Origin of the sequence: Gilliamella bombicola, from assembly GCF_900094945.1 — a bacterium.
GTDB lineage: Bacteria > Pseudomonadota > Gammaproteobacteria > Enterobacterales > Orbaceae > Gilliamella > Gilliamella bombicola.
On record NZ_FMAQ01000001.1, the window covers coordinates 345,698 to 365,928 of the forward strand.

18 protein-coding genes are annotated in these 20,231 nt (G+C 35.6%); all 18 read right to left on the minus strand.

The window, feature by feature from the left end; genetic code table 11:
- Nucleotides 1-56 precede the first annotated feature (56 nt).
- Nucleotides 57-971, minus strand: coding sequence for a UDP-3-O-acyl-N-acetylglucosamine deacetylase (gene lpxC / locus GA0061081_RS01700; RefSeq protein ID WP_091346480.1), 915 nt, complete (start codon nucleotides 969-971; stop codon nucleotides 57-59).
- 67 nt (nucleotides 972-1,038) lie between these two features.
- Entirely contained in the window at nucleotides 1,039-2,178 is a 1,140-nt protein-coding gene (gene ftsZ, locus GA0061081_RS01705; protein ID WP_091346482.1) for a cell division protein FtsZ, read from the minus strand.
- A gap of 81 nt (nucleotides 2,179-2,259) precedes the next feature.
- Entirely contained in the window at nucleotides 2,260-3,513 is a 1,254-nt protein-coding gene (ftsA, locus tag GA0061081_RS01710; RefSeq protein WP_091346484.1) for a cell division protein FtsA, read from the minus strand.
- 21 nt (nucleotides 3,514-3,534) lie between these two features.
- Nucleotides 3,535-4,368, minus strand: a complete 834-nt coding sequence (locus tag GA0061081_RS01715) for a cell division protein FtsQ/DivIB (protein ID WP_141683312.1) — start codon at nucleotides 4,366-4,368, stop codon at nucleotides 3,535-3,537.
- A gap of 15 nt (nucleotides 4,369-4,383) precedes the next feature.
- Nucleotides 4,384-5,292 (minus strand): D-alanine--D-alanine ligase, encoded by a 909-nt coding sequence (locus GA0061081_RS01720; protein WP_091346488.1) that lies wholly within the window; start codon nucleotides 5,290-5,292, stop codon nucleotides 4,384-4,386.
- 2 nt (nucleotides 5,293-5,294) lie between these two features.
- The gene (gene murC, locus GA0061081_RS01725; protein WP_091346490.1) at nucleotides 5,295-6,743 is read right to left on the minus strand and encodes a UDP-N-acetylmuramate--L-alanine ligase; all 1,449 of its coding nucleotides are present in this window, start codon (nucleotides 6,741-6,743) and stop codon (nucleotides 5,295-5,297) included.
- Between the two features lie 163 nt (nucleotides 6,744-6,906).
- Nucleotides 6,907-7,959: an undecaprenyldiphospho-muramoylpentapeptide beta-N-acetylglucosaminyltransferase gene (gene murG / locus GA0061081_RS01730; RefSeq protein WP_091346492.1), complete on the minus strand. Its 1,053-nt coding sequence runs from the start codon at nucleotides 7,957-7,959 to the stop codon at nucleotides 6,907-6,909.
- Nucleotides 7,959-9,110: a cell division protein FtsW gene (gene ftsW / locus GA0061081_RS01735; RefSeq protein WP_091346495.1), complete on the minus strand. Its 1,152-nt coding sequence runs from the start codon at nucleotides 9,108-9,110 to the stop codon at nucleotides 7,959-7,961. The genes murG and ftsW overlap by 1 nt, the downstream gene beginning before the upstream one ends.
- Nucleotides 9,107-10,441: a UDP-N-acetylmuramoyl-L-alanine--D-glutamate ligase gene (murD, locus tag GA0061081_RS01740; protein ID WP_091346497.1), complete on the minus strand. Its 1,335-nt coding sequence runs from the start codon at nucleotides 10,439-10,441 to the stop codon at nucleotides 9,107-9,109. Before murD ends, ftsW begins: the two co-directional genes overlap by 4 nt.
- Before the next feature lie 25 nt (nucleotides 10,442-10,466).
- Nucleotides 10,467-11,549 (minus strand): phospho-N-acetylmuramoyl-pentapeptide-transferase, encoded by a 1,083-nt coding sequence (gene mraY, locus GA0061081_RS01745; RefSeq protein ID WP_091346499.1) that lies wholly within the window; start codon nucleotides 11,547-11,549, stop codon nucleotides 10,467-10,469.
- Between the two features lie 4 nt (nucleotides 11,550-11,553).
- Complete coding sequence (murF, locus tag GA0061081_RS01750) at nucleotides 11,554-12,930, minus strand: UDP-N-acetylmuramoyl-tripeptide--D-alanyl-D-alanine ligase (protein ID WP_091346501.1); 1,377 nt, start codon at nucleotides 12,928-12,930, stop codon at nucleotides 11,554-11,556.
- The gene (gene murE / locus GA0061081_RS01755) at nucleotides 12,927-14,477 is read right to left on the minus strand and encodes a UDP-N-acetylmuramoyl-L-alanyl-D-glutamate--2,6-diaminopimelate ligase (RefSeq protein ID WP_091346502.1); all 1,551 of its coding nucleotides are present in this window, start codon (nucleotides 14,475-14,477) and stop codon (nucleotides 12,927-12,929) included. Before murE ends, murF begins: the two co-directional genes overlap by 4 nt.
- Before the next feature lie 13 nt (nucleotides 14,478-14,490).
- On the minus strand, nucleotides 14,491-16,269 hold the full coding sequence (gene ftsI / locus GA0061081_RS01760) for a peptidoglycan glycosyltransferase FtsI (RefSeq protein ID WP_091346504.1): 1,779 nt from the start codon (nucleotides 16,267-16,269) through the stop codon (nucleotides 14,491-14,493).
- On the minus strand, nucleotides 16,269-16,652 hold the full coding sequence (ftsL, locus tag GA0061081_RS01765) for a cell division protein FtsL (RefSeq protein WP_091346506.1): 384 nt from the start codon (nucleotides 16,650-16,652) through the stop codon (nucleotides 16,269-16,271). The genes ftsI and ftsL overlap by 1 nt, the downstream gene beginning before the upstream one ends.
- Entirely contained in the window at nucleotides 16,645-17,580 is a 936-nt protein-coding gene (gene rsmH, locus GA0061081_RS01770; protein WP_091346508.1) for a 16S rRNA (cytosine(1402)-N(4))-methyltransferase RsmH, read from the minus strand. Before rsmH ends, ftsL begins: the two co-directional genes overlap by 8 nt.
- A 16-nt stretch (nucleotides 17,581-17,596) precedes the next feature.
- Nucleotides 17,597-18,043, minus strand: coding sequence for a division/cell wall cluster transcriptional repressor MraZ (mraZ, locus tag GA0061081_RS01775; RefSeq protein WP_091346510.1), 447 nt, complete (start codon nucleotides 18,041-18,043; stop codon nucleotides 17,597-17,599).
- A gap of 416 nt (nucleotides 18,044-18,459) precedes the next feature.
- Complete coding sequence (locus GA0061081_RS01780; protein WP_141683313.1) at nucleotides 18,460-19,221, minus strand: IS5 family transposase; 762 nt, start codon at nucleotides 19,219-19,221, stop codon at nucleotides 18,460-18,462.
- A 115-nt stretch (nucleotides 19,222-19,336) separates the two neighbouring features.
- Nucleotides 19,337-20,158, minus strand: a complete 822-nt coding sequence (locus GA0061081_RS01785; protein WP_091346511.1) for an AraC family transcriptional regulator — start codon at nucleotides 20,156-20,158, stop codon at nucleotides 19,337-19,339.
- Between the last annotated feature and the right edge of the window lie 73 nt (nucleotides 20,159-20,231).

The window sequence follows — 20,231 nt, forward strand, 5'->3', positions numbered from 1 at the left end:
AACGCTCCCATTAAAAATAGGAGCGTTTATAATATATAACAATATTGCTTATGATTTTACGCTAAAATAAGCTGTTGAGTACCCAACGCAAGTGGTACAGTTTGCTCTTCTGTAAAGGTCACATATTCCCATGCATCTTGTTTAGCAAGCAATGCTTGCAATAATTGATTATTCAATGCATGACCTGATTTATAACAAACTACTTCACCAATCATATTATGACCGCTCATATATAAATCGCCGATAGTATCAAGCATTTTGTGACGTACAAACTCATCTTCAAAACGTAAACCGTCTTCATTAAGTACTTTATAATCATCAACCACAATTGCACAATCTAAACTACCACCTAGACATAAACCTTTAGACTGTAAAGCTTCAATATCACGCATAAAACCAAAAGTTCTTGCACGACTGATCTGACGAATAAACGATTCAGATGAAAAATCCAATTGATAACGTTGAGAACTACTATCGATAGCTGGATGATGAAAATCAATAGTGAAATCTAATCTAAAACCACTATAAGGTCTTACCTCAGCCCATTTATCACCATTTTCAACTCGAACTACTTCTTTTACTCGCAAAAACTTTTTAAGCGCATTTTGTTCAGCAATACCTGCATCAAGCAACAAATAAACAAAAGGACTTGCGCTACCGTCCATAATTGGTATTTCAGGGGCATTAACTTCAATAATAAGATTATCAATACCTAGCCCTGCTAAAGCAGAATTGATATGCTCAACAGTTGAAATACGAACATTGTCTTCGTTTACTAAACAAGTACAAAGCATTGTGTCGCGCACTGATTTTGCATCCACAGGAAAATCCACATATGGATTTAAATCAGTACGACGATAAATAATACCTGTGTTTTCAGGCGCAGGACGTAATGTCAAAGTAACTTTCTTGCCGGTATGTAAACCAACACCAGTTGCTTGAATAGTCTTTTTTAATGTTCTTTGTTTCACTTTGCACCTACTTTTTTACTTGTATTTCCTATTGACTTTGACAATAAAAAATCAAATAAGTTCAACTTTAATTCGCTTGCTTACGGATGAAAGCAGGAATATCTAAAATTTTATGATCTTCAATAGAAGAAACTGTTGGTTCATTAACAACTTTAGCCAATTTTTCTTCTTGTTGCCCCAACGTATTATTTGGAGTAAATAATTCATTGCGTGGTACAGGTTTAGGTATTTTAACTTCAGAACGCTTATCCATACCAATACCGGTTGCAACCACTGTTACTCGAATTTCATCAGACATATCTGGGTCAAAAGTTGTACCAACAACCACTGTCGCATTGTCAGAAGCAAATGCCCTAACTGTACTACCTACTGTTTCAAATTCTTCTAAGCCAAGATCTAACCCTGCGGTTACATTGACTAATACGCCTCGAGCACCAGATAAATCGATATCTTCAAGTAAAGGGCTAGAAATCGCCATTTCAGCAGCTTCTTCCGCTCGATTATCACCACTAGCTCGACCAGAACCCATCATAGCATATCCCATTTCAGACATCACTGTTCTTACATCAGCAAAGTCCACGTTAATATGACCAGGTTTAGTAATAAGTTCGGCAATACCTTGTACCGCACCTTTTAGAACACCATTAGCAGCGGCGAAAGCGTCAAGTAATTTAACACCTCGACCTAATACTTTTAATAGTTTGTCATTTGGAATAGTAATCAAAGAATCAACATGCTTTGCTAATTCAGAAATGCCTTGTTCAGCAAAAGCCATACGCTTTTTACCTTCAAAGCCAAAAGGCTTAGTGACAACAGCAACGGTTAGAATACCTAACTCTTTTGCTATTTCCGCAACGACTGGGGCCGCACCTGTTCCTGTTCCCCCACCCATTCCTGCTGCGATAAAGACCATATCCGCACCTTCAATAGCACTACGAATAACCTCACGATCTTCTTCAGCAGAATTTCTACCGACTTCTGGATTAGCGCCTGCACCAAGCCCTTTAGTGACATTAGTACCGATTTGGATAGTTTGACCTACCTTAATTCGTTTTAATGCCTGCGCATCTGTATTTGCCGCAAAAAACTCAACACCTTCAATATGTTCAGCAATCATATGCTCGACAGCATTACCACCGCCACCACCGACACCAATAACTTTAATGACTGCTGCTGGTTCATCATCTGCAACCATAGGCTCAAACATAACTTATCTCCAAATTTACGATCTTGGAACATTGTACAGATAATCGTCTACAATGTCCACGAAGTTCTTGAAATATACTAGCTAAAATTCTTTTTTAAACCAACCGGTCAATCGTTTAGCTATCCCTTTTAATGATGATTTATTACTGTCTTTTGCATCATCACTTAATAAACTTTGTTTTCCATAATGCAATAGCCCTATAGTTGTTGAACAATAAGGTTTTTGTACATAATCGGTTAAGCCTGATATATTTAATGGTTGCCCGATACGAACTTGATTTTGAAAAACTTTTTCGGCACACTCTACCATTCCTTTTATTTGAGCCGCACCGCCAGTTAAAACAATACCTGCCGCTAATTGATATTTAACATTTTGTTTTTTTAGTTCTTCTTGCAATGCAAGTAACTCTTTTTGTACCAATGAAAGTAGTTCGGAATAACGAGGTTCAATGACATCGGCGAGTGTTTGTCGTTGTAATGAACGAGACGGTCTTCCCCCAACACTTGGTACATCGATGACTTCATCTTTGCCAATTAGTGAACCTACAGCACACCCATAACGAATTTTAATGTTTTCTGCATCCATAGGCGGCGCACCAAACGCATAGGCAATATCACTAGTAACAACATTACCAGCATAAGGAATGACAACAGAATGGCGTAAGGCACCACCAGTATAAACCGTTACATCCATTGTACCGCCACCGATATCAATTACGCAGACACCAAGTTCTTTTTCATCATCTGTTAAAACTGCATAGCTAGAAGCCAATCCAGAAAAAATCAGTTGATCCACTTTCAATCCGCAACGCTCAACAGCCTTCACTATATTTCTAGCCATATCATTATGGCAGGTAACTAAATGCACTTTGGCCTTCATTCTTACTCCAGATAGGCCAATAGGATTTTTAATACCTTCTTGTAAATCGATAGAATATTCTTGCGCAATGACGTGTAAAATACGATGCTCGTCTAAAATTCTGACTGATTTTGCAGTATGAACAACATTGTCTACATCTTCTGCAGTAACTTCTTCATCCGCTATTGGCACCATGCCTATTTCATTTTGACAGCGGATATGTTTACCAGAAAGGCTTAAATATACTGAAGATATTTGGCAATCAGCCATAAGTTCAGCTTGATCAACTGCTCGTTGGATTGATTTAACGACGGACTCTAGATCGTTCACACCACCTTTATCAACCCCTTTTGATGGACAATGTCCCACACCAATAATATTAACTATACCATCAGGAAGAACTTCACCAACAAGGGCAAGTACTTTGGATGTACCAACTTCCAGCCCAACAACCAATTTTTTTTCTGTTGCTTTCATACTCCAGCCTTAATTTATTCCTTACTGCACCATTTTTTCTCTTTGTACTGAAATACCATTTTCGTAACGTAAATCAGCTACCATTATTCTTTCATTTTCTGGAACTCTTGATTGAATTTCTGGAAATAATTTAATAAATTGTTGATATCGCTGTTCAATATTTTCATTACCTAACAACAACTTTATTTCCTGATTTTCAAGACAAAAACCAGATACACACTGTTTTACCATCAATTGCCATGCATTACGCTCATCTGTTATAGCCGCTTTAATATGTAATGCCAACTGATTATTCGCTAATTTTTTAGAAAGATTTTCTAATTTATAATAAGTTTCTAACGCCAATTTAGCTTTACCCTCAGGACCATATAGTCTTGGCAATTGTAACTCGGTAATACGGTCAAGTGGCACGCTAAAAACATTACCATTTTCATCAAGTAAAAATAGGTCATTCCAATAAAAAACTGGTTTATATTCTTCAACATAGACAATTAACCTATCTGGCCACTGTTTACGTACACTCGTTTGCTTAACCCATGGAAATCGCATTACTTCTTGTTGAATATCATTAACATCTTGTCCAATGTAAGTATTAGGCAATCCTAACCCTAAAATAGCTTCCCTAAGATCACCCTCAGTTGTATAAGTGTGTTCGCCACTTAACGTTAATTGCGACAATACCATTTGTTCGGGATCATCCATCCAATTTTTAAAGCTTTTAACAACCCAAATACTAATAAGAATAATCATAATTAAGAACAAAAAGCCTACTAATTGCTCTGTATTACGAAAGATAAGCAGCCGCCTTCTATTTTTATCTTCTCGTCTATGCGCCGCCTGTCTAACTTGTTTCATAACAATAAGGGCCAATTATAGGGTTGCCAAATTTAAAATTCTGACAACAAGCTCATTAAATGACCAGCCATGTTGTTTAGCAGCCATTGGTACCAAGCTATGATCTGTCATACCAGGAGCTGTATTGACTTCCAGTAAGAATGGTTTTTGATTAGCATTAAACATTATATCAACTCTTCCCCATCCTCGACATCCTACAGCTTTATAAGCATCTAAGGCTAAATTACGAATTTCTTGTTCTTTATCATCTGGTAAACCACTTGGACAAAAATACTGAGTCGTATCAGATAAATATTTAGCATCATAATCATAAAATTTGCTTGTAGGTTTAATATGAATTGATGGTAAAACTTCTTCACCTACAATAGCCACTGTAAATTCAGAACCGGCTAAAAATGACTCAACCATCACAACACTGTCATATTTAAAAGCTGCATTAATGGCCTCTTCCAATTCAGATGCTTCATTGACTCTAGCCATCCCTACGCTTGAACCTTCATGACTTGGTTTAACAAACAATGGTAAACCAAGCTGCTTAACAATAGCATTTGTATCAATTGATTGCGATCTTTCTACCATAACATAATCAGCAACAGGTAAATTAAGCGATTTCCAAACTAGTTTAGTTTTCAATTTATCCATTGTTAATGCTGATGACAAAACATCACTACCTGTATAAGGGATATTTTGATAAGTCAAAATTGCTTGCACAATACCGTCTTCCCCACCACGTCCGTGCAGAATAACAAAAGCTTTTGTATATCCTTCTTCTTTTAAATTAGTAATAGGATGATATTTAGTATCAATAAGATGCGCATCAATATCATTTGCCAATAATCCTGCATGTACAGCTTTTCCTGACTTAAGTGATACGTCTCTCTCGGCAGAAGTACCGCCATACAATACAGCTACTTTATCAACCATTTTTATAAAACCTCTTTTGAAGATAATTGAGTTTTGGCTAATTGGCGCGCTATACGACCAACACTACCAGCTCCTTGTGTAATTAATAAATCACCGCCTTGTAATACTTCTTGCATAATTTCAGGCAATAAATCTAAATCAGAAATATAAATTGGATCAACTTTACCTCGATTACGAATTGAACGACACAAAGATCGGCTATCTGCACCTGCAATCGGTTGTTCTCCCGCTGAATAGACATCCAACATAACAAGTGCATCAACTTGAGAAAGCACTTGTGCGAAATCATCAAATAAATCACGAGTACGTGTATATCTATGAGGTTGAAATAACATGACAAGTCTTCGCTCAGGCCAACCATTTCTTGCCGCCTGAATTGTTGCATTAACTTCACTAGGATGATGACCATAATCATCAACCATCATAATATCTGCACCATCGGCATGAGGAAAAACACCTAATAAATCAAAACGTCGACTTGTGCCAGCAAATTTAGCTAATGCATTTATAATTGACTGATCATCAATACCCTCTTCAGTTGCAGCAATAATTGCAGCTGCCGAATTTAAAGCATTATGTTTACCTGGTGCATTTAACTCAATATTTAAATCTTGGCGATCTGGGCGGCAAACGGTGTAATAACTAACCCCTCGTTCTTGACGATAATTTTTAATAACTACATCAGCCTCTTCACTAAACCCATAAGTAATGACTTTACGTCCAACAATCGGCAATAATTCACGATTGATGGAATCGTCATAACACATAATCGCTAAACCATAAAATGGAAGATTACGTAAAAATGAAATAAATGTCTGTTTGAGGTTATCAACACTACCCTGATAAGTATCCATATGGTCTGGTTCGATATTTGTTATAATAGAGACCATTGGCTGCAAATGAAGAAATGATGCATCACTTTCATCGGCTTCAGCAATAAAATAACGACTACTGCCTAATTGCGCATGAGTTCCAGCCGCTTTAACTAAGCCTCCATTGACAAAAGTTGGGTCAAGTTTTGCCTCTGCATAAATAGCTGTAACCATCGCGGTAGTAGTTGTTTTACCATGTGTACCAGCAATAGCGATTCCATAGCGAAAACGCATTAATTCGGCCAACATTTCCGCGCGTTGGATCACTGGTATGCGCGCTTCACGTGCAGCAATTACTTCAATATTATCCTGTGAAATAGCAGAAGATATAACGACCACACTTGAATTAATCACATTTTCAGCCGCATGACCAATAACAATTTTAGCACCTAACATTTCTAAATGTTGAGTCACAGCATTTTCAGCAATATCTGAACCACTAATTTCATAGCCTTCATTGGCTAGAACTTCTGCAATACCGCCCATACCTGCGCCACCAATACCCACAAAGTGGATATGTTTGACTCTTTTCATTTCAGGAATAATGGCTCTTAATTTAGCTAATTCCTTTGTATTCACTATAGAACTCCTAATCATTCTTTGTTATGTAGTGTACCCTGTCATATCAACATTGAACATTTGTATCCTAGTTATTTTTTAGTCCAAACAAATCATTGACTCAAATACCTACATAAACTAAAAATTTTTTACAAAATTATTACACAATAATACCAAAAACTAGTTATTTTATCACTGAGTTAAGGGATTCCGCTACTTTCTCAGTGGAATTTACAATAGATAAACTTTTAGCTTTAATTGCCATTTCTAGTAACTTGTCGCGATTCAAATTTAATAATAACTTTGATAATGATTCAACATTAAAATTTGGTTGTTCTATTATATCCGCGGCACCTATATCCGCTAATGATTTTGCATTCCAAAATTGCTGACGATCTTTATGCATAAACGGAACAAAAATAGCACCAATACCAACAACTTCAATTTCACTAACAGTCAATGCTCCGCTACGACAAATCACAATATCTGCCCAATTGTATGCATCTGTAACATCAGATATAAACTCTGTCACTTTATTATTAGCCATATCACAATTTTGATAAGACTGAATTACCGAATCCAACATTCCTTTACCTGTTTGATGCCATACTACATATTCATCTGATAATTTAGTTATCACCTGGGGCACAATATCATTAATAATCTTCGCACCTTGACTTCCGCCCATGACTAATACTCTGATTGGTCCATTACGATCTTTGAACCTTTCTTCGGGTTTTACAACAGTTAAAAGATCACTACGCACAGGATTACCTACGACTTCAGCGTTAGGAAAAGCACTAGGAAATGCTTGCAAAACTTTAGTCGCAATTTTAGCTAGCCACTTGTTAGTTAAACCAGCTATACCATTTTGTTCATGTAATACAATCGGTATGCCAAGTGTTTTTGCTGCGATCCCTCCAGGACCAGAAACATATCCGCCCATACCTAACACAACATCTGGACGATAGGCTTTCAAAATTTTTCTTGCTTGTAAAACTGCTTTTAGAATTTTATAAGGTGCTTTTAATAATGCCATCACACCTTTTCCTCTTAGCCCTGATATTTCGATAAAGTCGATCTCTATACCATTTTCAGGAACGAGATGTGCTTCCATTCGATCAGCAGTACCTAACCATCTTACTTGCCAACCTTGCTTCATCAAATAATGCGCAACAGCAATACCGGGAAAGACATGTCCACCTGTTCCCCCTGCCATAACTAATAATTTTTTCATTATTTCACTAACCTTATTCTTGCTTGCGCTTGTTGTTGCCTAAATTCAAAATCTATTCTGAGTAATATTGCAACCGCAATACTCATCACAATAAGGCTTGAACCACCATAACTAATAAATGGTAATGTTAATCCTTTAGTTGGTAACATACCAGATGTAACACCAACATTAACAAATGTTTGAAAACCAAACCATATTCCAATTTCACAGGCTAAATAACCCGAAAATAATACCCCCTCATTCAGTGCTCGATAACCAATTGCGAGAGCTTTAAATGTCAAGAAGAAAAGTAATGACAATAAAACAACTACACCTATATATCCATACTCTTCTGAAATAATCGAAAAAATAAAATCGGTATGACATTCAGGTAAATAACCTAATTTCAGAATAGAATTGCCCATACCTTGTCCCGTAATTCCTCCACTACCAATTGCCATTAATGAGGCAACTAATTGATAACCTGAACCAGTTGCATCTTGCCAAGGGTCAAGAAAGGTTAACAGTCGAGTTAAACGGTAAGCCTCGTATAAAATCAAACAAATCACTGCACCAACACCTGTTAGCAAAATAGCAATAAATTGCCACAATTGGGCACCAGCAATAAATAGGATACCAATAGTTACCATAAATAAAACGATAACAGTACCTAAATCAGGTTGCTTAAGTAATAAAATAGAGAGTACGGCCATAACAACCATTGGTTTAAAAAAACCCCAAAACCCACTTTGTACCTCTTCAGATTTACGCGATAAATAACCAGCTAAAAATAAAAATAGTGCTAATTTTGAAAGCTCTGCAGGCTGAAAATTAAATACCCCTAAAGGTATCCAACGCGATGCACCGTTAATTGAAGAACCTATACCCAATACAACAATTAACATAATAATAGCAATGATTAGTAACACTGAACCGAACTGTTGCCAACGTTGCATCGGAATATACAACGTAATAGACATTAAAAATAACGATATTCCTAACTGAATAAGCTCTCGTTGTGTATAAAAGAATGGATTACTATCATTAAATGACATTGAAGACGATGTTACCATTATTAAGCCAAAAATCATTAAACCAAGCACAGTCCAAAGTAACTGATTGTCAAATGGGATATGTGGATTAACTTGTTTTTTTAACCAAAATAATGTCATATTCCACTCCCTTGAGTATATTGTTCAGCAAGATATGCGAACTGTTTTCCTCGTTCAACGTAACTTTTAAACTGATCTAAACTTGCACAAGCGGGAGAAAGTAGAACCACATCATTTGATACCACTTTTTTAGCAATAATTTGCATTGATTCAGCCATTGTCTCTGTGATTGTTGTTATATTTGGAGCTAATTTACTAAGTAAATAACGATCTCGACCAAAACAAAAAACCTCTATATTCCTATTTTTTAAGTAAGGAATTAATAACGAAAAGTCAGCAGATTTCCCATCTCCACCTAATAATAAATATAATTTTCCTTTGCAAACCACACTGTTTAGAGCGGCTTCAGTGCTACCAACATTGGTTGCTTTGGAATCATTAATCCACTTTACACCATTCTTTTCCAACACTAATTCAAACCGATGTGGTAAACCATGAAATGAAGCAATTGTTGCAATGCTTGATTGTCGTGAAATATTTAATTTATCAGCTATCGCTAAAGCTGCTAGTGCATTAAGATAGTTATGACATCCAGTTAATTTCATCATTTTTGTTGCTAGCAAAGGTTGATCTTGTACAATCAGATGCTCATAGTGGTTATCTAAATGATAATTACCTTTATCAACACCAAATGAAACTATATCGCTTTGTTTATCTGTTGGAATGGTTAATTGGTCGTCATTGTTAATCACACAGTATGTTGCATTATGATAAATTCGGTGCTTAGCCTCAACATATTGCATTAAACCAAGAGGATAACGATCCATATGGTCTTCTGAAATATTTAAAATTGTTGCAACTGTTGCTTTTAAGCTGTAAGTCGTTTCTAGCTGAAAGCTCGATAGTTCTAAAACATATACATCGTAATCTTGGTTTAATAAAGATAATGCAGGCTGTCCTATATTACCACCAACACCAACACTAATACCTGCTGACTTAATGATTTCACCAATTAATGTAGTAACAGTAGTTTTACCATTTGCGCCAGTAATAGCAACAATTTTTTTATTAGATTTGGCATTAACTTCACGACAAAAAAGTTCAATATCACCTATAATTTCTACGCCTTTTTCTTTAGCTTTTTGTAATTCAGGGGTTGATAATGGAATGCCTGGGCTAACGATAATTAAATCGGCATTTAGCAACCAATCAATTTTTAAATCTCCCAAGTGATAATTAATTCGGTTATCTAATTGTTCTAATCCTTGCGGCTTTAAACGAGTATCGATTACTTTTGGGATAATATTTTGAGCAAGGAAATAATTCACACAAGAAAGACCAGTGATACCTAATCCGACAATAACAATATTTTTACCTTGATAGCTAACCATGATTCAATCCTGAGCTGTTTTTAAATTAACGTAATTTCAAAGTTAATAAACCGATTAATACCAACATTAATGAAATAATCCAAAAACGTACAATAACACGAGGTTCTGGCCAACCTTTTAATTCATAATGGTGATGAATCGGTGCCATTTTAAATATCCGTTTACCTCTTAATTTATATGAACCAACTTGCAAAATTACGGATAATGTTTCTACAACAAATATGCCACCCATTATCAATAATAGGAATTCTTGTCGTAATAAAACAGCTATAATGCCAAACACCCCCCCCAATGCAAGCGATCCGACATCACCCATAAAAACCATAGCAGGATAAGTATTAAACCATAGAAAACCTAACCCAGCACCAATAATTGCGGTACAGACAATCATCAATTCACCACCAAATTTAATATAAGGAATATGTAAGTAAGCAGCAAAATTAACATTGCCAGTTGCCCAAGATACTAGAGCAAAACCAGCAGCAACAAAGACTGTCGGCATAATAGCTAATCCATCCAGCCCATCGGTTAAATTAACAGCATTGCCAGCCCCCACAATGACAATATAGGTAAAAAGAATAAATAATAATCCTAACTGTGGCATAACATCTTTAAAAAAAGGCACAACTAGTACAGTTACTGAGCTATCTTTTCCATAAACATAAAGACCAAAAGCAACAATTAATGCAATGACCGATTGCCAAAAATACTTCCATCTTGCAATAAGACCCGCTGTATTTTTACGAATAACTTTTAAATAATCATCAGCAAAACCAATAATTCCATAGCCAATCAATACAAATAATGCCAGCCAAACATAAGGGTTACGAAGATCTGCCCATAAAAATACCGAGATCGAAATTGATGCAAGAATTAATGTACCTCCCATTGTTGGTGTACCTTTTTTACTTAAATGAGATTCAGGTCCATCATGGCGAACAACTTGGCCAATTTGTAATTTCTGCAACCAATCAATGACTTTTTGCCCCATTATTAATGAAATTAACAATGAGGTTAACAACGCTAAAATTGCTCTTACGGTTAAATAAGAAATAACATTAAAAAAACTAAAATATTTAACTAAATATTCTGATATCCACACCAACATAATTTTAATCCTGATTCATTTTGAGTTGTTCAATTTGAATTTTTTCGATAAGCTCTTCCATTTTCGCACTACGCGAACCTTTAACTAACATTGTTAAAGAGGGATGTTGATTTAAGAGCATTAACAGAAAATTTACTGCATCTTGTTTATTATTAAAATGATAACCTACACCACTATACTGACTAATATATTGACTTAATTTACCGACACTAACGACACAATCTAGCTTTTCTTGATAAGCAAGCTCGCCGATTTGTCGATGATATTTTTCAGCCTCATTACCAAGTTCCCCCATATCACCAACGACTAAAACTCGATACCCTGGTTGTTTTGCTAATACCTTAACTGCCGCTGACATTGACCCAACGTTGGCGTTATAAGAATCATCCCAAATTAATTGAGTTTGGTTTAATCTTATTGGATATAATCGACCTTTTACTGGTTTTAAAGTTGTTAAACCGTTTCTAATTTGATCCAAATTTGCACCAACAGAAATTGCTAAAGCGGATGCAGCGATCGCATTTGACACATTATGCAATCCAACTAGCGGTAAGAGAATTGAGCATTCACCTTTTGGCGTATGCAATGTAAAGGTCGTACTTTCAGTATGTTGAATATTACTAGCATAAAAATCTGCTGATGAATTTGCTAATGAAAAAGTCCAAACTTTTTTGTTTGTTAGCTGAGTAAACCATCTATCAGAGCAACTATCTAAATTAATGATAGCAATGCCATTTTGAGGTAAGCCTGCAAAAATTTCACCTTTAGCCGTTGCCACGCCGTTAAGTGAACCAAAACCTTCAATATGGGCCTCGGCAATATTATTAATTAAAGCGCTTTGCGGTTTAACTATATTAGTTGTATAGGCAATTTCGCCAATATGATTAGCACCTAGCTCTACCACTGCAAATTGGTCTTGCTCGGTTAAGCGAAATAATGTTAATGGTACACCAATATCGTTATTAAAATTACCTTGCGTGTAAAGTGTTTGCCCACAATGTTGTAAAATTGCCGCCGTCATCTCTTTAACGGAAGTCTTTCCTGATGAGCCAGTTAAAGCAACAATTTTAGCTTGGCTCTGTTCTCGAATAAAAGTGGCAATTTGTCCGAGTGATTGCCGAGTATCATCGACGACTATTTGTGGTATTGAAGCATCATCTATTTTATGATTAACAATAGCCAAAATAGCACCATCTTTTATTGCCTGTGAAACAAATTGATGCCCATCAAAATTATCACCAGTTAATGCAATAAACAGTGACTGTGGGGTAATTTTTCTGGAATCTGTACAAATAGAATCAATAACCTTATTTTCATCTTGAATATAATAAGACTGACCATTCACAACTTCTTTTATTTTTTTAATTTTTAATGGAATCATGATCGATTCTCTGCTCCTAAAAGCTGTTTCACTATTTCTTGATCAGAATAATGATATTTAGTTTTACCAATTATTTGATAGTCCTCATGACCTTTACCTGCAATTAAAATCACATCATTAATTTTGGCTTGCGATAATGTTTGTGTAATAGCCTGAACTCTATCCGGGATTATTTGTATGTTGTCAGTGCTATGTAAACCTTGTTGAATATCGTGAATAATCTTGATTTCATCTTCGGTTCGGGGGTTATCATTAGTTAGCACAATTTTGTCAGCAAATTGTTCCGCAATTTCTGCCATTAATGGTCTTTTCCCTGTATCTCTATCACCACCACAACCGAAAATAACCCATAACGTTCCTTGGCAGTGGATCCGGCTCGCTTGTAATGCCTTTTGTAATGCATCTGGCGTATGCGCATAATCAACAATGACTGTAGGGCTATTTTTTTCATGTAACACTTCCATCCGACCACAAATCGGCTTAAGAAAGCAAGCCATATTCACTACAGCAAAAAATGGATAATTAAGTGTTAGTAATGTGGCAATAGATATTAATAAGTTAGAAACATTAAATTCACCTAATAACCGACTATTGATAATGGCATTTCCCCAACTTGACTCCATATGAATTTTAGCGCCTTTATCATTATATTCGATCATAGAAACACCAACATAAGGTCTATTTAAAGCTTTTAACCGACATAATGATTTCGGTTGGCATGATACAGCTGTCACATGTGAAAGCTTTTCAATCCATCGTTTACCATATTTATCATCATAATTAATAATCGATTTTCCCGAAGTTTCAACTAACCTTTCTTTTTCATCAGGACTAAATAATGACCATTTTGCTTTTGCATATTTACTCATGGTTTTATGATAATCAAGATGATCACGACTCAAATTGGTGAAGACTGTTGCTGCACAATTTAAACCTTTAACTCGATTCATTACAAGTCCATGAGAAGAAACCTCCATCGCTACAACTTTTACTTGTTCTTTTACAAAATCAGATAATAAAGATTGTACATCTATTGCCGATGCGGTTGTATTTACAGCTGGTTCAAGTTGATTATAAATACCATTACCAATAGTTCCTAAAATTGCCGTTTTATCGTTGAGTAATGTTGTGCATTGAGCAATGAGTTGTGTAACAGTTGTTTTTCCATTTGTTCCGGTTACACCAATAACGGATAATTTTTTAGAAGGAGAATGATAAAAATCATTAGCAATCACAGACAAACGCCGTGAAAGTTGAAAAACACTAATTTGTGGGATTACAAATAAATTATCATGCTCAAGATAATCTATTTTTAAATCACTTAATTTGCTATTTGTTTCGACTAGCACAGCGACTGCACCGGCTGAAATAGCTTGAGGGATGAATGCACGACCATCAACAGAATGCCCCTTTATAGCAACAAAAACATCATTTTTTTTCACATTACGACTATCAATACGCAAATGATTAAGCGGAAAATCGTCCAGTTCTAAATTTTGATTCCCACCTAATAATTCAAATAATGTTTTAAACGTGCTTGTAGCCATCATTTTTTACCTATTAATAAATAATCATTTGTCCATCAACTTGGCGATCAGGCTGAACATTCATGGTTCTTAACACGCCACCCATAATGCGACTAAATACAGGAGCTGAAACTGAACCACCATAATATTGACCAGCTTTAGGGTTATCAATAACAACAACCAATGAATATTTTGGCCCTGTAGCTGGTGCGATACCTGCGGTATAAGCAAGATATTGATTAACATAGCGTCCGCCAGATAATTTCTTAGCTGTACCAGTTTTTACACCTACACTATAGCTAGGAACAGATGCCTTGGTCCCACCACCAGTCACTGCAACCGCTTCCATTAATTGAACTACTGTTTTAGCTATTTTTTCTTCTACAACTCGCTCACCTTTAACAGGTTCGGTCACTTTTAAAATAGAAACAGGGCGATAAACTCCATAACTACCAATAGTTGCATAGGCCCTTGCTAATTGTAGAGGAGTCACGCTTAACCCATATCCAAAAGCAAAAGTTGCCCGCTCAATATCTGCCCACTTTCGGGTTCTATCAGCCGCAATTGAACCACTAACTTCACCACCCAAACCAAGGCCTGTTGGTTGACCTAACCCAAAACGACTATAATATTCAACAAGCTCATTAGACTGCATTTGTAAGGCTAATTTACTCACACCTACATTACTTGATTTTTCTAAAATACCAGCCAAATTCAATGATTTTTGATACGATACATCTTTAATTTCATAACGATTTACTAAAAATGGTCTGGTATCAACAATAGTATTCAAATCCGCAATTTTTTTCTCTAAGGCTGCCATCACAACTAAAGGTTTAACTGTAGAACCTGGCTCAAATGCATCGGTAACAGCTCTATTTCTCAATAAACTATAATCAATTGATGAACGATTATTTGGATTATAAGATGGACTGGTTGCCATCGCTAAAATCTCACCGGTATGCACATCTATTAAAACCGCAGTACCACTATCAGCCTTATTAAACTCAACTGCCTGACTTAGTTCACTATAAACTAAAGATTGTAAACGTTCATCAATACTTAAAGTTAAATCTGATGCTGTTTCACTTTCCGTTCGCTCTAATTCTTCAATAACACGGCCTACTCGGTCACGCCTAACTATTCTTTGCCCAGATTCTCCAATTAACCACTTATTGAAACTTTTTTCGATACCTTCAGACCCCTTTTCAGTGCCATTTTCATCAATATCTGTTAAACCAATTAATTGAGCTATATTTTCTGCCGCTGGGTAATAGCGTTTAGATGTTTTTGCAAATGATATTCCCGGTAATTTCAGTTTTTTTAAATAGTCAGATATTGTTGGTGTTACTTGTTTAGACAAATAAACAAATCGCATTGATGGATTGCCTAGTTTTTGTTCTAATGTTGACATAGGGATATTTAACGTTTTAGCTAACCCTTGCCACCGAATATCATGTGCTTTAACACCACCTTTTTGTACCACAATTTTAGGATCCGCCCAAACATCAAACATCGGCACACTTACTGCTAATGCTCGACCATTACGATCGGTGATCATGGCTCTTGGTGCATCCATTTCTTGGTGACGAATAGAACGCTTATTGCCTTCAGCAATAAGTTTATCAGGCTCAATAATTTGCAATAGTGCCATTCGAATAATAAGACAAATAATCGCAAAAATAATAAAACCATATACAATGTAAAAACGATTCAGTGTAAAAAACTGTTTTTTACTATTCAGCTTATTGGCTTTATTTACCTTTACAATCTTTTTAACTTTATCTTTTTGATGTTTAGTGACAGGTTTCATTATTTACTCTTTATCACAATAACTGTTTCATTTTGTGGTGTCACATAAGACATACCTAATTGGTTCTTAGCTTTTTCTTCAACACGCTTTGGATCAGCAAGTACATTTTCCTCAATAACCAAATTTCTCCATTCACTTTCTAAAACATCTTGTTCTAACAAAAGTTGCTCGCGTTCAAATAGCTGTTTACGAACCTGCTGCGTTGTTATTAATACAGCACCAGCAGAAATAATAATCATTACAAGTAATATCAATGAAATTTTTTGATGAGCAAATAAATCACCAATAATTAAACCAAATAAACTCCTACTCGGTTTTTTTTGAGGATCTTTATCAATGTAGGTTTTATCTGGAAAAGTCTCATTATATTGGTTACTATTCATTTTTCCTTTCTGCCACCCTTAATATTGCACTTCGAGAACGTGGGTTATTATTAATTTCAATCGTATTTGGCTTAATTTTGCCAAGAGATCTGAATTTAGCACCACCATATTGTTTAATTTGTTGTTCTGTCAGTGGTAATCGTTCAGGTAAATTCGGACCTTTACTCTGTTTACTAATAAATTGCTTTACAATTCTATCTTCTAGAGAATGAAAGCTAATAACAGCAAGCCTTCCATGATTGGCAAGAACAGATAAACTACTATTTAATACTTGCTCAACTTCTTCCAATTCGCTATTAATATAAATACGAATAGCTTGAAAACTGCGTGTAGCGGGATGCTTGTTTTTATCTTTTCTTGGTGTTGCTTTTTCAATTAAATTAGCCAACTCCAATGTACGGGTGATTGGTGAAACTTTATTCTGTTCCACGATCGCTCGAGCAATGCGTTTGGCAAATTTCTCTTCACCGAATGTCTTTAATACCCATGTAATATTTTCTTCGTCACTGCTGAGTAACCATTCACTTGCTGTCAAACCTTTATGGTTATTCATCCTCATATCAAGCGGCCCATCACGCATAAAAGAAAATCCTCTTTCGGGATCATCAAGTTGTGGTGATGAAACACCGAGGTCTAACAAAACACCATTAATTTTACCCAATAGCTCTAATTCACTAATATATTGATATATATTTGAAAACTCTCCACGAATAAAAGTAAATCTTGAATCCTCTATCTGCAAAGCGGCTTGCTCAGCAAGCTCATCACGATCAATAGCAATCAATCGTCCTTGTGCTCCAAGTTGTTCAAGTATTAAACGAGAATGACCTCCTCGCCCAAAAGTACCATCAACATAAATGCCATCTTTTTTTATATTTAATGCTTCTACAGCTTCGTTTAATAATACTGTTGTATGTTGATAATCCATTAATCTTTTACTCTTATTAAATAGTTAAACTTTTTAAATTATCTGATAAACTTTCAATATCTGTGGGTAACGCAGCAATATCGTCGCTTATTTGTTGATACCAAATTGTCTCATCCCAAATTTCAAATTTATTAGATTGACCAACAAACATTGTATTTTTTTCTAATTTTGCATAAGTACGTAATGTAGGTGGCAATAAAATTCGACCTGAATTGTCCATCAAACACTCAGTTGCATAACCCAATAACAATCGCTTAATTCTACGTTCAGCTTCTACAATCGTTGATAATGTTGCAAGCTGTTGCTCAATACATTTCCATTCAGATAGAGAATAAAGCGTCAAACAAGAATGGTATAAACCAATTGTGCAAACAATACCTTCAGATAAAGGTTCACGGTAACGAGTAGGAATTGCTAACCGTCCTTTATTATCTAAATTGACCGAAATTGCACCACTAAACATAAAAGTACCATTATTTATTAATTTTTCATTAGTTTTTAATCAATATAAATCAACGTGTTAATAAACAACCCTATTTTTACCACTTAACCCCACTTTTTACCACAAAATTTTATAAAATAATAGGTACTTGGTTAATTATTTATAAAAGATTGATATTTGTCCTAAAAATGAACAAATATCACAAAAAATCATAGAGGGAAACATATTATAGTTAAAAAATTTAAAGGACAGTTTAAAACAACAATTGGTAAATTGTGCCTTAACCAATGCCTATCTTTTTATTGGCGAGTTAGCTAAACATTTTGGAGTAGGCGAAGCAACATTAGATGAGTGAATTAGCTAGTTTTTACGACACAAAAAATTATCTATATCAAAAAAATATTAGGGGCTGTTGATCTTTGCTGTACATAAATTGCTCAACAATACATTGGCAGCCACATTAACATAAATGCCAGTGATACCATACTGGCATAATTCCTTTCTAACTTATCGTATCTAGTTGATATTTGACGATATTGCTTGATTCTAGCAAAGGCATTCTCGACTAAATGACGATAGCGATAAAGGCACCTATCTATACTGCTTTTATCTATATCCTTACCATAATTACGTTTAGCAATCACCGTTCGTCCGCTTTTTTGACGAACAAAGCACCAAAAAGGCTCGCTGTCATAACCTTTATCGGCTATCACTGTATTCACTTCATCGAGTTTTTCAACTAGGGTTTCTGCATAAGTGATATCATGTCGTTGTCCTTCAGATAGCTCAAAACAAATAGGCAAACCACCACTATCAACCGCAAGATGAATTTTAGTTGAATGACCACCACAGCTCTGACCTATTTGCTCGGAATGCTCCGTTGCAGCGCCTGTACTGTGTTGATGAGCCCTGATAATCGAGCCATCTAGGAACACCCATTCAAAATCCGCTAGTTGTGATAAATGTTTGAAAATATCAACTAATATTCCTTTTTTAGACCACAAATTAAATCGTCTATAGACGGTGCTCCATTCACCAAACTCTTCTGGCAAATCTCGCCAAGGAATACCGGTTCTCATTCGGAAAAGGAGCCCTTCAAACGTCATCCGATGCTCGGATTTATTATAAACTCGGCCGGTATTTTTCATTATTTGTAGTAGCTTTTCCCACCGTTTATCTGTTAGCATTGTTCTTGGCATGATGAATCGAGTTATGGTTGTTTTTTGCAGAATTATTATAACTCACATCATGCCGTCTAAAAAATAATCACGAAAGATCAACACGCCCTAATTTATCATTAATATAATTATCATTTTAAATGATAGTGTCATTAAAGTTTCTCCATGGGCGGTTATTTCTCATCGCTTTTTGATAGTTACCTGGAGTTACCCCGAAATTTCGACGGAAAATAGCAATAAAACCACTAATATTATCATAACCTAAATTTAAAGAAATTTCTGTGATAGGTCTGCCCGCAACAAGCAACTCTAAAGCTTTTAACATACGTAGTTTCTGTCGCCATTCTGTGAAATTAAATCCAGTTTCATTTGTAAATCGACGAGTTAATGAGCGTCGAGAAATCCCAGCCCAAACGCTCCATTCATTAATGTTTCTATCATCACTAGGATTATTAGACAAAGCTAAAGCAATTTTTAACAAACGAATATCTTTTGGCATTGGGAGTGCTATATCAACTTGAGGTATTATACTAATCTCGTCGACAATCACTGCCATCAATCGCTTATGCTCGGGTTGCAATTCTGAATTATTCCATGTCATGGTTCGGGTAATTGCTTCACGCAATAGAGTAGATAATTCTAGCATGCAGGATTTATTCGGCAGATTATTACATTCGCTTTTTTGTATATAGATACTCCATCCGTAGAATGGCCCATGTGATCCGAGAAGAGAATGCTGTGTATCTGGAGGTATCCATATACCATGAGTTGCGGGTATTACCCATTGACTACTTTCCACTTCAATTGAAATTAAACCTTGTAATGTACCAGCTAGTTGTCCTCTCGAATGATGATGACGTTCTGTTACTTTCACTGATGGGGATTTGAGTGATGCCGATATAATCATAGGTTCGCTATCAGAAGAAGCGACCTCTGGCGAAATGAGTGAAATATTCATTTATATGGCCTCTAAGTAATATTTTGTGGCTGGAATTAGTTAGTAAATTTTTGTTTTACTAACTATCCTAAAT

What these genes read in the sequence shown, in the direction of transcription:
- GA0061081_RS01780 (WP_141683313.1), bottom strand. Translation starts at nt 19,221, where the DNA reads ATGCCAAGAACAATGCTAACAGATAAACGGTGGGAAAAGCTACTACAA.
- murD (WP_091346497.1), bottom strand. Translation starts at nt 10,441, where the DNA reads ATGGTTAGCTATCAAGGTAAAAATATTGTTATTGTCGGATTAGGTATC.
- murE (WP_091346502.1), bottom strand. Translation starts at nt 14,477, where the DNA reads ATGGCTACAAGCACGTTTAAAACATTATTTGAATTATTAGGTGGGAAT.
- ftsI (WP_091346504.1), bottom strand. Translation starts at nt 16,269, where the DNA reads ATGAAACCTGTCACTAAACATCAAAAAGATAAAGTTAAAAAGATTGTA.
- murF (WP_091346501.1), bottom strand. Translation starts at nt 12,930, where the DNA reads ATGATTCCATTAAAAATTAAAAAAATAAAAGAAGTTGTGAATGGTCAG.
- mraY (WP_091346499.1), bottom strand. Translation starts at nt 11,549, where the DNA reads ATGTTGGTGTGGATATCAGAATATTTAGTTAAATATTTTAGTTTTTTT.
- ftsZ (WP_091346482.1), bottom strand. Translation starts at nt 2,178, where the DNA reads ATGTTTGAGCCTATGGTTGCAGATGATGAACCAGCAGCAGTCATTAAA.
- GA0061081_RS01715 (WP_141683312.1), bottom strand. Translation starts at nt 4,368, where the DNA reads ATGAAACAAGTTAGACAGGCGGCGCATAGACGAGAAGATAAAAATAGA.
- murG (WP_091346492.1), bottom strand. Translation starts at nt 7,959, where the DNA reads ATGAAAAAATTATTAGTTATGGCAGGGGGAACAGGTGGACATGTCTTT.
- rsmH (WP_091346508.1), bottom strand. Translation starts at nt 17,580, where the DNA reads ATGGATTATCAACATACAACAGTATTATTAAACGAAGCTGTAGAAGCA.
- ftsA (WP_091346484.1), bottom strand. Translation starts at nt 3,513, where the DNA reads ATGAAAGCAACAGAAAAAAAATTGGTTGTTGGGCTGGAAGTTGGTACA.
- ftsW (WP_091346495.1), bottom strand. Translation starts at nt 9,110, where the DNA reads ATGACATTATTTTGGTTAAAAAAACAAGTTAATCCACATATCCCATTT.
- GA0061081_RS01785 (WP_091346511.1), bottom strand. Translation starts at nt 20,158, where the DNA reads ATGAATATTTCACTCATTTCGCCAGAGGTCGCTTCTTCTGATAGCGAA.
- ftsL (WP_091346506.1), bottom strand. Translation starts at nt 16,652, where the DNA reads ATGAATAGTAACCAATATAATGAGACTTTTCCAGATAAAACCTACATT.
- GA0061081_RS01720 (WP_091346488.1), bottom strand. Translation starts at nt 5,292, where the DNA reads ATGGTTGATAAAGTAGCTGTATTGTATGGCGGTACTTCTGCCGAGAGA.
- mraZ (WP_091346510.1), bottom strand. Translation starts at nt 18,043, where the DNA reads ATGTTTAGTGGTGCAATTTCGGTCAATTTAGATAATAAAGGACGGTTA.